The sequence below is a fragment of the Microcoleus anatoxicus genome, from assembly GCF_042465725.1.
GTDB classification, from domain to species: domain Bacteria; phylum Cyanobacteriota; class Cyanobacteriia; order Cyanobacteriales; family Microcoleaceae; genus Microcoleus; species Microcoleus anatoxicus.
This window is the reverse complement of sequence record NZ_CP120853.1, coordinates 5,770,901-5,783,754: the sequence shown is the minus strand read 5'-3', so window position 1 is coordinate 5,783,754 and position 12,854 is coordinate 5,770,901. Positions and strand designations below refer to the sequence as shown.

Genomic DNA, 12,854 nt, shown 5'->3' with positions numbered 1-12,854 from the left:
GAGAGGATTGGAGAAGGGAGAAGGGAGAAGGCAAAGGGTACAAAGTTAAAATATTGATGCACGAATTAATCTCTTCCCTATTCTCGATTCCTAATTACAAATTACCATAAGAAGCTAGGGTTAATCCAGTGGCGGTTAAAATTGTTACTGTCAGCCATAGTCGCTCTTTTGGTGTTGATTTTGAGTCGGCTGGTAAGGTTCCTTGATAGCCACGAATTAGCATGGCTGCATGAACTCTTTCTGCGCGATCGAGACTTCGCAAATAAAGAGATCCGATCATCGATGCACTAGCGTAGCGCAGCCATCCAGCCGTACCCGATAAGCCTCGTAGTTGGGCCGATCTTTTCATGCTGTTGACTTCCGCTAGCAAGATTTCTAAGTATTGCCCTGCTAATAGCACAATTTCTTGTAAGCCGGCTGGTAGTGGCAATCCTTTCAGGGCTATTCCCAAACTGTGGGGTGGCAAAGTTAGCAGAAAACTGTTCATAATTAGCAGACAAATCAGGGAACGTACCAGCAGAAAACTCGCACGTTCCCAACCTTGGGGTAGCACTAATAAGGAGAGAAAAATTAATTCTGCTCCTAATAGTTGGACTAAGGTTCGCAGAGGCGCTTTCAGCCACAAAGACCAAAAAAGTGCGATCGCCCCATAAATGCCCAGCCACAGCCAAGCCCCTGTCTTCATAAAACCAAGGCCAATCACAATTGTTAGAGACAGTCGCAGTCGAAAAGGTATCGATAGTTTAGACATCTTTCGGTTTAATTAACTGAACAATCCCAAAGGCCGCGCCGAAACTGACAGCAGAGCCTAAAAGTCCAGCAATGCTAGTACCGATAGGCTGTTCTTCTAATCCTTTAACTGTGTAATCTGCTAAGGGAGTAGGATTTTCAATTGCCACAGCTTCTTTCTCTTTAAAACCGTATTTTTCCGCTACCGATTCTAACCCGTCAGGCCAACTGGAAGCAAATAGTGACAGTACCCCACTAATTAATAAAATCCCTATTACTGGTGCTACCCATTTCTGCAATTGTGGCTGTTCTCCTGGTAACAAATCTGGCCGTACTTTGACGAGATAAGTTAAAACACTGGCTGTAATTACCCCTTCGCCAATCCCAATTAAAATATGAACTCCTACCATTGCTGGCAATGCGATATTAAGTGATACTGTTCCAGAAATTGCCAGTTCGATCGCGCAACAAATCGAAGCTGCAACAACGCTGAGGCTGGCTGCAATCCCCGCTGCTAGCGGCAAACGATTTCGGGAACCTCCCAACAGTCGCTGCAAGGGCTGCAACAGCCACCAGCCTACCCAAATTCCGACTAGCCCCATATTAAAAATATTGGCTCCCAGGGCGGTGATACCCCCATCGGCAAATAAAACACTCTGAATGATAAAAACCGTACTCATTGCCAGAGTTGCCGCCCAAGGGTTCCCCAAAACCACAGATGCTAGGGCACCTCCCAACAAGTGTCCGCTGGTGCCACCAGCTACGGGAAAGTTAATCATCTGGGCTGCAAACACGAAAGCAGTAGTTAAACCCATGATTGGGGCTTGCCGCAGTCCAAGACTTTCGCGGGTTCGATTCAGGGCAACGGCGATTACTGCTGCACTTGCTATGCCGGTGGCAATGGCTACCGGCGGTGAAAGAAAGCCATCAGGTATGTGCATCGATGTATCCTAAACGGGAGAACTCTCAACCCTTTAGTCAACTATTTTTTACAAAAATTTACAACCCCCTCTAGGGGCATTTCTGGGGGCGATCGCTCTGGGTATGGGCGGTGGGCGATCGACTATTTCCCATAGATTCGGGCTTTACAGCCAGACGAGGGAGGATTTTACCTTCAAATTAAATAATTCTGAAGAATTAACTGAGCAAGGGCTCAAACAAGACCATCACCAGGTCTCTTATTTTTCCATAAGCCGCGATTCTCAGGCGATCGAGTTCCCAAAAGAGCGATCGGCGATGTCAATTATTCCCATCTCCAATCTCCCCTTGTTTTACGGACTCAACAGCAAAATCTACCCCTAGTCGAAGCTCTGACATAAATATTAAGAAAATATAAAGAAAAAACTGAAACCTCCTAATTAGTTTTATGCTCAATTATTGATAATAGATAGCATTAAGTTATTAGCACTAACAAAAGCAGCAAAATAGCTAAATACCTAGTTAAAGCAAGATTATGGGCTATTCCTGACCTCAAAAGCCAAATATTCTGGGTACTAGGTCTGAAGCGAGCAATAATTTAGCAGTTGTCGATCGGGCTAATGGGCGATCGGCTCTGGTAATATAGGTTTTTTTCTCAAAAGACTCTAACTACTAATGCAAATATTCTCAAATAACTTCCTGCATCATCCCAACTCAAGGAGACCCAGCAGTGGTACAACACTCAAAACAAGACTCAACTACAGATTTAGCTACATCAGAATTTCCCAGACAACTGGATATTGCTCAAGTTTCCATCTACGGGCTGAGCTTTTTATCCGCTGGTTTATTTCTGTTTTTACCCCTAGTTAACCTCTTGCATCCGAGCCCTTGGCAGCGGTGGATGGGTACAATTCACGGCATGGGTGCAATGTTTGCATTAGTGGTGATGGTTTATACCGGACATTTGGCATTTCCATTGTTGCGAGGGGCCGGTAAAATCTTGCCACAAATGCGAACCTTAGCCTTTTGGTCAACTATTTTGAGTTTTTTGGCCATTGCTACTGGTAACTGGGCTTATATGCGGTATCGAGCAGGTATAAATTTCGGCGGAGCAAGAGCTTTGCTAAAAGAAAACTCTCCTCTAGGGCAGTACGTTTTGATGGAATATCACGAATTTAGCGTATTGTTTACACTGCCTTTAACAGTAGCTTGTGCGTGGATTTTGTGGAACTATGGCGACTCAATTTTAGACAAGAAAAATCGCCCAGTTTTAACAGCTACCTGTGTAGCTTTAATGGCAATCATGTTTTTTGCAATGGGTGGCATGGTGAGCGGACTTGGTGTTGCTAAAATTCAAGCTCTGTAGTTAGTAGTTACTTTACCTAAGATAGGAGCATTTTCAAATGACTAGACAATTAAATCGCCAAACTTATGCCAATAATCAACCTTTTTACGGTAAATTATGGAGCAAATTTAAACAGTTTCCCAGCGGTTTAGCTGAAGGCTCCGAAACAGGGCTTAGTGTTTCTGGACCCGCAGCAGCAGCAGTAATTAGTGCCACAATTGGTTGTTTTACCATGATGGTGACTCACCACTTGTCAGACACATCTAAAGTCAGAGAAGCATTTATTTGGTCTCTCGGTACTTGGATTCCCGGAAGCAAGACTGATAGCGAATTGTGGGGTAATATCGGCAGTTACACGGGCAAAGAAACTATGTTACTTGTCGGTTGGCTTATCAGTTGGTCAATTCTCCATACTCTATGGAAGAATCAGAACATTAAAAGCCGTACCATATTTTTCTGGATGTTTGCTTTGTTAATCGCTGCCACAGCTATGTGTTGGCATCCTCTATTCCCCTATTTGCCGTTAACTTAATAAATAATTCGAGGTTGAATAATGGAAACGAAAAATCAGCCACTCCCGGCCAGGGAGATGCACAAAATAGTTTGGGTTGGCGTTGGAGTTTTGACTCTTTTCTTTGTGACTTATCCCATCGCCATGTGGCGGGTTAGCCAAAAAGAAAAGTTTTTCGGTTCCCACATCAAGTCTTTGACAGTTGAGGGGAAAAATCCTGCTGACACACCAGCAAAAAATGTTACCACTGTCGCTAATCAGTCTTCTCAACCAGCTAGTGCAAGTATTCCTAAAGATCTGCCTGTCCCAGGTTTACCTATATCCGCAGCTAAGCCAGAAGTTCCGGCGGTGGATATTACAAAGAAAACAGCAGAAATCATCGATCGCGCTAAACTAGATGAGTTAGCCCTCAAAGTCTACGATCGCATAAATCAGACTTGGCAAGCTACTCCCACATTCACTCAAAATCTAGTCTATCGAGTCACTGCCAGTCAAGATGGGGCGATCGGCAATTTCGAGCCACTCAACCAGCCAGCCAAGGATTTCACCCAAGAAACTCCCCTACCAAATCTGATCACAGCTTCCGAAACTACCAGTAGCAATAGCCCCGCACCAGTCGCGAAGTTGACAGTGGTATTCACTCCTACTGGAACCTTAGAAGTTAACCCGTAACTCACCTAAAACATTTATCCAGTAAGGTACTTATGGCGCACCTTAATTTAAAATTCACATTTAAATGTGATATTATAAATTGCGCCCTGTAAAGCATTCTACATCTTAAACAACAAATGAAAGAACTCGACGAGAAAAAAACCCAAGAACTGCTATGCACCATCATGGAATGGGAACTAGCAGGAGTAGTACGCTACACCCACTACGCACTAATGGTGACAGGGCCAAACCGGATTCCCATCGTGCAGTTTTTTCAAGCACAAGCAACCGAATCCCTACTCCACGCCCAACAAGCCGGAGAAATTCTCACAGGTTTAGACGGACATCCCAGCCAGAAAATTGCTCCCATCGAAGAAACATACAAACATTCGATAAAAGACTTGTTGGAAGAAAGTTTAAATCACGAAAAAAAAGCTCTCAAAAAGTATAAAACCTTACTTGAAGTCGTCACAGACTCCAGCGTTTATCTAGAAGAATATGCCCGCACCTTGATTGGACAAGAAGAATTGCACCAAGTAGAACTCAAAAAAATGCTGCGGGACTATAGTTAAGTTAGTCATTAGTCCTTAGTCATTAGTCCTTAGTTACTCCCGAACCACCTTAAGAATACCTGCTCCTTCTCTTCTTTCTCTTCCTTCGCGTCCTTCGCGCCTTCGCGGTTAAATAATAAAAGGACTAAGGACTAACCACAAATTAGCAGTTATCAAAAAATGAATTTTACTGAAGCCATCCCAACCTTTGTAATCACCCTCCGCGAAGGCGTAGAAGCCGCCTTAGTCGTCGGAATAGTCCTAGCTTGCTTAAAAAAAGCAGAGCAAAGTCACCTCAATTCTTGGGTTTATACAGGTATCGCAGCCGGCATTGCTGCTAGCGCTTTTGTAGGTGCATTATTCAATCAGTTACTCCACATACTCTCAACATCAAATCAGCCTTACGCACCAGTAATTAAGCAACTACTCGAAGGTTGTCTGGGAATTGTCGCCATAGTAATGCTAAGTTGGATGCTAATTTGGATGACTCAGCAAGCCCGCTTTCTTAAAGCAGAAGTGGAAGGAGCAGTAACAGCAGCTTTGACAGAAAATGCTAAGGCTGGCTGGGGCGTATTCGGCTTAATTTTTATCGCCGTACTTCGCGAAGGTTTTGAAACAGTTATATTTGTCAGCGCTCAATTTCAACAAGGTTTAACTCCGGCTTTAGGTGCTTTAGCCGGTTTGCTTGGGGCGGCAATCATAGGCGCGCTAATTTTCCAGTGGGGTGTCAAAATTGAACTGGGCAAGTTTTTCAAATTTATGGGAATCTTATTATTGCTAATCGTCGCCGGTTTAGCAGTATCCGCACTCAAACATTTTGACTCCTCTGCTGCCATTTTGTCACAGACAGATAGCCAGTATGCAGGGATTTGTGTTTTTTTCGATCGCACTGCACAACTCCACTCCTGTATTTTAGGTCCGATGCTGTGGAATGCAGAGGCAATTTTGCCCGATCGCAAATTTCCTGGAATTGTACTCAAAGCACTATTGGGATACAGAGATCGACTTTATCTAGTCCAAGGAATCGGTTATGCTATGTTCTTAGTCATCGTCGGCAGTCTTTACTTCCAAAAATTAGGCAGCAAGCCAAATTTGAACAGCAAAAATACTAAGTCTGCTACAGAACAAGCAAGCTAATTACGCCTAACTTCCTCACACCAGCGGTTGCTATACCACCAATCAAACCTTGTCTGAATCGCCCTTAATTTCACCATTCCCAGAACCCGATCGCCCAAACATCCCTCACTGGCTACACTGGCTAGATACCTGTCCCAGTACCAACACGATCGCCATCGCCCGCGCAGCCCAACTCAACCACGGAGATGTCGTATTCACCAAACGACAAACCAGTGGTAGAGGCCAACACGGGCGCACATGGCACGCCCCAACGGGTGTTTTGACTGCCAGTTTTGTACTCGACAACCTCAACATTAATCTGCTACCGGGACTCAGTTTAGCCGTCGGTTTAGCCGTGATTTATGCGATCGAAGATTTAGTTCCTGACTGTCGCACTCTGCTGCGCCTGAAATGGCCAAACGACATTTGGATCGATCGCCGCAAATTAGCCGGAATTCTCTGCGAAGCCACTTCTAGCAATGTTTCCGCCACAACTCGCGCCGTAGTCGGCATCGGCATCAACCTGTGTGTAGACTTCGATCTCCGCGGACTTGATGCCAGCGCGATCGGCAATGCAGTAAGCTTGCATTCTATAGCTAGCCAAGTGCCAGATGAACTGTGTTTGCTCGATCGACTGCGACAATATCTCCTGGAAATCGCCCATATGTTTCACAAAAATGACAAACCAGCCGGAAAATCCGGTTTAGCCAGACTGTTGCCAGAATTACAGCACCGTGATGCACTTTTTGGTTGCCCAGTGGCGATCGAACTTTCCGACAAAACCATCTACGGACAAGCCGCCGGCATTGACGAAGGTGGTCGTTTGCGATTGCGTTTAGAGGGCGATCGCATACAGGCCTTTAGTTCCGGGCGAGTTCGCTTAAAAAATTGACTACTAACTACTAACTACTGACTACTGACTACTGACTACTGACTACTGACTACTGACTAACTACTGACTACTGACTACTGACTAACTACTAACTACTAACTACTGACTAATGACTACTGACTAATGACTACTGACTACTGACTAATGACTACTGACTGCGTTAATCTCTTGACAAAATCTCTAATCCATGCCAACATTCACCCAAAAATCCACCCGTCCTTTCCACCCTGAAGACACATACCCTTGCCCAGTTTGTCGCACTGGCGAAATTTCTCCCATGCCCATGATGGAAGCCCTAGCTTGCAACTTCTGTCAACACATCTTCACCGGCAACGAAGAAAGACAAATGCTCAAAATGGCCGATCGAGCACCACCGATAACTTGGCACTGGAACGGCAAACAGTGGATCGGAGCCCACCTCGAAGGCGTAGAATTCGGATGGCCCTACTTAGCAGCAGCACTAGGTCTAATTTTCCTGCCCACTACCTTGCTAGGGCTCTGTGCTTACTATTTTCCCCCGGTTCCCGGTAGCAGACTGTCGTGGTTGCCCGCAGCTTGGACAGGGCTAGCATTTTTGTCCCATTTAGGAATTGTCCTGTGGTTGGTAGGTGAATTTTATCAATTCCCCTTGGTGACATACTTCAGGGCTTGGTGGCGACGGATTCAGCGATTGTAGATTGGGGATTTGAGAAAAAGTTCAAATCTGTACTTAAGCAGCTATAATCATTGACTATTCTAAATATTCAGATGCAAACGCATAGCGATTTGTGAGGAGAGCGATGAACATACTTGGAATCTCGGCGTACTACCACGACAGCGCCGCAGCCTTAATTAGCGATGGAGAAATTATCGCCGCAGCGCAGGAAGAAAGATTTTCCCGCAAAAAGCATGATGCCAGATTTCCCAAGAATGCGATCGCCTATTGTCTAAAAGAAGCAAAAATAGACCTACAGGAAGTCGATCGAATAGTCTTTTACGACAAACCTTTAGTCAAATTCGAGCGCCTACTCGAAACCTATTTAGCCTACGCACCCAAAGGTTTTCGCTCTTTCTTAACCGCCATGCCTATCTGGCTAAAAGAGAAGCTATACCTCAAAACCATCCTCAAAAGAGAACTTGCAGAAATGGCAAACTGCAAAACCTCAAAACTCAAACCATCTCTACTATTTACCGAACACCACCAATCCCACGCCGCCTCAGCCTTTTTCCCCAGCCCGTTTCAAAAAGCCGCCGTTTTGTGTCTCGACGGCGTGGGAGAATGGGCGACAACCTCAGTCTGGCTGGGAGATGGCAACCAACTAACTCCTGAGTGGGAAATCGACTTTCCTCACTCCTTGGGTTTGCTTTATTCCGCTTTCACCTACTACACAGGCTTCAAAGTCAACTCAGGTGAATACAAACTCATGGGTTTAGCGCCCTACGGCGAACCCAAATATGTAGACAAAATTCTCAACTATTTAATCGACCTCAAAGATGACGGAACTTTCCGTTTAAACATGGATTATTTCAACTACACAGTTGGCTTAACCATGACAAATCAGAAGTTTGACGAACTGTTTGAAGGCCCGCCACGCCAAGCTGAAGGGAAATTAACTCAGCGAGAAATGGATATTGCCGCTTCCATTCAAGTTGTCACTGAAGAAGTTGTGTTGCGGCTTTGCAGAACAGTTAAAAAAGAATTGAATGTCGATTATCTTTGCCTCGCTGGTGGCGTTGCTCTTAACTGCGTAGCTAACGGCCGCATTTTGCGGGAAGGCATTTTCAAAGATATTTGGATTCAACCAGCGGCAGGAGATGCTGGCGGTGCTTTGGGCGCAGCTTTGGCGATTTGGTATCAGTATTGCGAACAAAATCGCACTGTTGCAGGTGATGGATTCGCATTAAAGGAAGTCCCGGAGGAAAGGACTGAATTCCTGACTACAAAAGAGGAGGAGCCGAGTGAATTCCTCGCTACCAACCAACCAGTGGCAACTGTTACTAAGTCTATTGCTCATTTAACTTGTCGCGACCAAATGCGCGGTTCTTATTTGGGGCCAAAGTTTACTGACACAGAAATTCTCGAATATTTGGATGCTGTCAAAGCTAGCTATCATCGATTGGATGATGCCGAATTAATGCCACAGTTGGCAGAAATTTTGCAACAGGGTAATGTGGTGGGATGGTTCCAAGGACGGATGGAATTTGGCCCACGGGCTCTCGGAGGTCGATCGATCGTTGGCGATCCCCGCAATGCTAAAATGCAGTCGGTCATGAACCTGAAAATTAAATATCGGGAATCTTTTCGACCTTTTGCGCCGTCAGTCTTAGCGGAACGTGTTGCTGATTATTTTGAGATGGATCATTCTAGCCCTTATATGCTATTGGTGGCTCCTGTCAAAACCAGTCTCCGCATTCCGATGACACCCGAACAAGAACAACTGTTTGGCATTGACAAGCTCAACGTTCCGCGATCGGAGATTCCGTCTGTTACTCACGTTGATTACTCGGCGCGTGTCCAAACTGTTCACAAGGAAACTAATCCTCGGTACTATGACTTAATTAGTCACTTTGAAAGGCGATCGGGATGTGGCATTTTAGTTAATACTTCTTTTAATGTCCGTGGCGAACCGATTGTTTGTACTCCAGAGGATGCTTATCGCTGTTTCATGCGTACTGAAATGGACTATCTGGTTTTGGAGAATTTCTTGCTTTCTAAATCGGAACAAATTCCTTGGAAACAAGACGATGCTTGGAAAAATGAATTTGAACTAGATTAGTTATTAGTCATTAGTCATTAGTCATTAGTTATCGGTGCGCTGAGCGGAGTCGAAGCGTCGAAGGGCTTTCTTCCCTCTTCCCTCTTCCCTCTTCCTTCTTCCTTCTTCCTTCTTCCTTCTTCCCTCTTCCCTCTTCCCTCTTCCTTCTTCCTTCTTCCTTCTTCCTTATTTCCCATGAGCGACGAAATTAAAAAACTCGATAAAAAAGGCTTGCGCGATTTCGGGCTGCTAATCGGCGGTTTGATAGCACTGCTATTCGGTTTAGTAGTACCATTATTGCGCCGTCATCCTACACATTGGTTGCCCTGGGCGATCGGTGCAGTGCTAGTTGTGCTAGGATTGGTTGCGCCAAAATCCCTGAATCCCGTTTATCACGCTTGGATGCGGTTTGGACTTATCCTTAACAAAATCGAAACTCCGATTATTCTGGGGATAGTTTTTTACCTGATGGTGTGGCCAATGGGAGTAATTAAAACCCTGTTAGGCGAAGATGCAATGCGACGTAAACTAAATCCCAAAATGGATACTTACCGCGTCCCCAGTAAAGCCAGAAACAAAGTTAGTATGGAGCGTCCTTTTTAAGTGTTTGAATCAACATTAGACTTTCTCAAAGACTTGTGGGCGTTTATGAAAGAACGCCAAAAGTATTGGCTGTTGCCCTTAATTGTCACTTTAGTATTTTTAGGAGCTTTGATTGTCCTCAGTCAGGGTTCTGTAATTGCTCCCTTTATTTACACTTTGTTTTGACAGAATGAGCAAGTTAAAAACTTTGGGTGTCAACGTGGGTTTGACACTCGGTGGTTTATTAATGGGGGTGATAATTGGTGAATTGGGATTGCGAGTTGCTGGGATTCAAGGCTATCCAAAAATTGGCGATTTGGTAGACTCTGCACCAACAGGTTTCCATACTGCCGATCGCGATTTGGGCTGGAAACTCAAACCCGGTGTGTCAGGGGAGTGGAAGGGCGAAGGCGCGAGTTTTGTGCAGGTGAATAGCGACGGTTTGCGCGATCGCGAACACACCAAAGCCAAACCTCCAAATACTTTGCGAGTAGCAGTTTTGGGGGATTCTTTCACCGAAGCCATTCACGTACCTATCGAACAAACTTTCTGGTCAAAATTGGAACGGAAACTGGCCAATTGCGAAGCCGTCAAAGGACGCAAAAAAGTTGAAGTCATCAATTTTGGAGTCCAGGGTTACGGCACTGCTCAAGAATTAGTTATGTTGCGGAAAAAAGTGTGGGATTACAGCCCTGATATCGTAGTCCTTGCTTTTTTTATTGGGAATGATGTCATTAATAATTCACCGAAACTAGAATACGATCGCTATCGACCATTTTTTGTGTATGATGCTAGTGGCAAGTTAGTTCCAGATATGTCTTTTCGGACTCTACTTCCCATCGATCGCAACCGTTATGCCGTTTCTGCGATCGACAAACTACCCGCTTGGTTAGTCAACAACTCCCGCATTTTGCAAGTTGTGAAAAAGGTAGAATTAGAGAGAAAAAAGCAGCAGTTATCGAATGACTTTACAAATTTAAGCACCCAGAATTTTAAAGAACCAACCGATGCTGCTTGGCAAGATGCTTGGAAAATTACAGAGGGTTTGATTTTGACAATGCGGGATGAAGTAGTCCAAAAACAAGCTGATTTCTTAGTTGTCACCATCGGCGATCCAACTCAGGTTCATCCAGATGTTGCCATGCGACAAAAGTTCATCAAAGAAAACAACATTCAGGACTTGTTTTACCCCAATCGCCGACTGGACAACTTGGGTAGAACCCAAGGTTTTAGGGTGCTGAGTTTAGCCGAACAGTTTCAAGCATACACTGACAAATATCAGGTTTGCGCCCACGGTTTTGAGAATTATGTCAACTGTGGAGGCCACTGGAATCAACTTGGACATCGGCTGGCTAGCATCATAATTAATCGAAATTTGTGCGAAAATTTGAAGCAGTCTCAACTGCCAAACAGTCAACGCTAGTATGTCAAATCTGATGAAAGATTCAAAAGATATAAACAAAGGCAAAAATCTATTTAGTGTAATCACTATTAATGTTGCCATCCTATTTATTTGCCTGGAATCTTTGTCCCTAGCTTTTTATTTTCTCACTCAAAATCAATTGTTTTATACCAGAAATAAAACAAAAGAACCAGTAGTAGAGGACATTCAAAGAATCGGAATTCGGCTAGATGAATCCACCGTTGAAAGACTGCACCCGTTTTTTGGCTATGTCATGAAACAAGGTGCTTTTAGTAATAAAAAATATAATTTAAAAGTCAACAAGAGCGGTTTTTATACTCCCCTACAATATCCTTTTGCTAAAACCAGTAAAAATCAATTTATTATCGGGATTTTTGGCGGTTCGGTAGCCAACAACCTCGCCGTGGATGAATATGAAAGTACAATGTTATCTAGGAAGTTAAAAACTTATCCAGAATTTGCCAACAAAGAAATTATTCTTTTAAATTTTGCCAACGGTGGTTACAAACAGCCCCAACAATTATTGATTTTAAACTACTTTCTAGCGGTGGGTCAAGAGTTTGACATGGTAGTTAATATTGACGGTTTTAACGAAGTAGCTTTGTCAAATTTAAACAACAAATCTCAATTAGACCTAGGAATGCCAAGCGTTCAACACGTACAGGCATTAACTGATTTAGCTAATGATAACTTGTCACCGGAAGCTATGGCTGCCATAGTGAAAATCAATGAAAATAAAAAACAATTGAGAACAACCATTGCTCAATTACAAACTTGTAGGTTGGCTTTGTGTAATGCTGTTATCTCAATACAGGTGAGGCTATTACTCAAAGATTACCAACAAGAAATTATCAAGTACGACAAACAAGTAAAAGAGTCTAAAACCGACCCCAAAAATAGCGGTACTGTCTATATTCCCAAATCTGATACTGTTTTAGATGATACTGATGCTTTTACCAAAATGGTATCGATGTGGTACGACTCTTCGGTAATGATGAATCAAATTTTATCAATTAGAAAAATTCCCTATTTTCACTTTATTCAGCCCAACCAATATTATCAAACCAAACGGATATTTCCAAAAAAGGAAAAAGCATTTGCCATTAGCAAAGATAGTCCTTACATGGAAGGGGTAACAAAAGGCTATCCGCTGCTTTTGTCAAAAGTTGATGATTTGCAAAAAGCAGGAGTTAATGTATTTAATGGAGTGAATATCTTGGACAATACCAATGAAATTGTTTACAAAGATTCCTGCTGTCACTATAATTTAGTAGGACAGGAATTATTTGCTAACTATATTTCCAGTTCAATTATTAAAGTATCGAGAAATGCAGCAGCCACTAGCACACCACTGAAAGAAAGCCCCAAAAAATAAAAAAATATTTATTACTGTAAAAAAAA

15 protein-coding genes are annotated in these 12,854 nt (G+C 43.6%); 12 read left to right on the top strand and 3 right to left on the bottom strand.

The window, feature by feature from the left end; translation table 11 throughout:
- Window positions 1–94: 94 nt before the first annotated feature.
- Both P2A85_RS25110 and P2A85_RS25105 read right to left on the bottom strand, forming a co-directional pair.
- Window positions 95–751 carry an energy-coupling factor transporter transmembrane component T family protein gene (locus P2A85_RS25110; RefSeq protein ID WP_377476069.1) on the bottom strand — a complete coding sequence of 219 codons (657 nt, stop codon included), beginning with the start codon at window positions 749–751 and terminating at the stop codon, window positions 95–97.
- Window positions 744–1,670 carry an energy-coupling factor ABC transporter permease gene (locus tag P2A85_RS25105; RefSeq protein WP_377476068.1) on the bottom strand — a complete coding sequence of 309 codons (927 nt, stop codon included), beginning with the start codon at window positions 1,668–1,670 and terminating at the stop codon, window positions 744–746. The genes P2A85_RS25110 and P2A85_RS25105 overlap by 8 nt, the downstream gene beginning before the upstream one ends.
- A gap of 707 nt (window positions 1,671–2,377) precedes the next feature.
- Here P2A85_RS25105 and P2A85_RS25100 point away from each other — a divergent pair.
- From P2A85_RS25100 to P2A85_RS25065, 8 genes are all read left to right on the top strand, one after another.
- Window positions 2,378–3,013: a hypothetical protein gene (locus P2A85_RS25100; protein WP_377476067.1), complete on the top strand. Its 636-nt coding sequence runs from the start codon at window positions 2,378–2,380 to the stop codon at window positions 3,011–3,013.
- A 37-nt stretch (window positions 3,014–3,050) separates the two neighbouring features.
- Window positions 3,051–3,524: a hypothetical protein gene (locus P2A85_RS25095; protein WP_377476065.1), complete on the top strand. Its 474-nt coding sequence runs from the start codon at window positions 3,051–3,053 to the stop codon at window positions 3,522–3,524.
- A 21-nt stretch (window positions 3,525–3,545) separates the two neighbouring features.
- Window positions 3,546–4,175, top strand: coding sequence for a hypothetical protein (locus P2A85_RS25090; RefSeq protein ID WP_377476064.1), 630 nt, complete (start codon window positions 3,546–3,548; stop codon window positions 4,173–4,175).
- A gap of 116 nt (window positions 4,176–4,291) precedes the next feature.
- Window positions 4,292–4,726, top strand: a complete 435-nt coding sequence (locus P2A85_RS25085) for a bacterioferritin (protein WP_340517365.1) — start codon at window positions 4,292–4,294, stop codon at window positions 4,724–4,726.
- Between the two features lie 159 nt (window positions 4,727–4,885).
- Window positions 4,886–5,842: an FTR1 family protein gene (locus P2A85_RS25080; RefSeq protein ID WP_377476063.1), complete on the top strand. Its 957-nt coding sequence runs from the start codon at window positions 4,886–4,888 to the stop codon at window positions 5,840–5,842.
- A 49-nt stretch (window positions 5,843–5,891) separates the two neighbouring features.
- The gene (locus P2A85_RS25075) at window positions 5,892–6,713 is read left to right on the top strand and encodes a biotin--[acetyl-CoA-carboxylase] ligase (RefSeq protein WP_377476062.1); all 822 of its coding nucleotides are present in this window, start codon (window positions 5,892–5,894) and stop codon (window positions 6,711–6,713) included.
- A gap of 187 nt (window positions 6,714–6,900) precedes the next feature.
- Complete coding sequence (locus P2A85_RS25070; protein WP_377476061.1) at window positions 6,901–7,389, top strand: hypothetical protein; 489 nt, start codon at window positions 6,901–6,903, stop codon at window positions 7,387–7,389.
- A gap of 103 nt (window positions 7,390–7,492) precedes the next feature.
- Complete coding sequence (locus P2A85_RS25065) at window positions 7,493–9,469, top strand: carbamoyltransferase (RefSeq protein ID WP_377476060.1); 1,977 nt, start codon at window positions 7,493–7,495, stop codon at window positions 9,467–9,469.
- A gap of 17 nt (window positions 9,470–9,486) precedes the next feature.
- Here the strand turns inward: P2A85_RS25065 and P2A85_RS25060 are convergent, their stop codons facing one another.
- A complete protein-coding gene (locus tag P2A85_RS25060) occupies window positions 9,487–9,645 on the bottom strand; it encodes a hypothetical protein (RefSeq protein WP_377476059.1) in 159 nt (52 codons plus the stop codon).
- Between P2A85_RS25060 and P2A85_RS25055 the strand changes: the two genes are divergently transcribed.
- The 4 genes from P2A85_RS25055 to P2A85_RS25040 are packed head-to-tail and all read left to right on the top strand — an operon-like array spanning window position 9,644 to window position 12,828.
- Window positions 9,644–10,051, top strand: coding sequence for an SxtJ family membrane protein (locus P2A85_RS25055; RefSeq protein ID WP_377476058.1), 408 nt, complete (start codon window positions 9,644–9,646; stop codon window positions 10,049–10,051). The genes P2A85_RS25060 and P2A85_RS25055 overlap by 2 nt on opposite strands.
- Window positions 10,052–10,216 (top strand): DUF5989 family protein, encoded by a 165-nt coding sequence (locus tag P2A85_RS25050; RefSeq protein WP_190734603.1) that lies wholly within the window; start codon window positions 10,052–10,054, stop codon window positions 10,214–10,216.
- Window positions 10,217–10,220: 4 nt separating this feature from the next.
- Window positions 10,221–11,453 (top strand): SGNH/GDSL hydrolase family protein, encoded by a 1,233-nt coding sequence (locus tag P2A85_RS25045; protein ID WP_377476057.1) that lies wholly within the window; start codon window positions 10,221–10,223, stop codon window positions 11,451–11,453.
- A 13-nt stretch (window positions 11,454–11,466) separates the two neighbouring features.
- A complete protein-coding gene (locus tag P2A85_RS25040) occupies window positions 11,467–12,828 on the top strand; it encodes a hypothetical protein (RefSeq protein ID WP_377476056.1) in 1,362 nt (453 codons plus the stop codon).
- The last annotated feature ends 26 nt before the right edge of the window (window positions 12,829–12,854 follow it).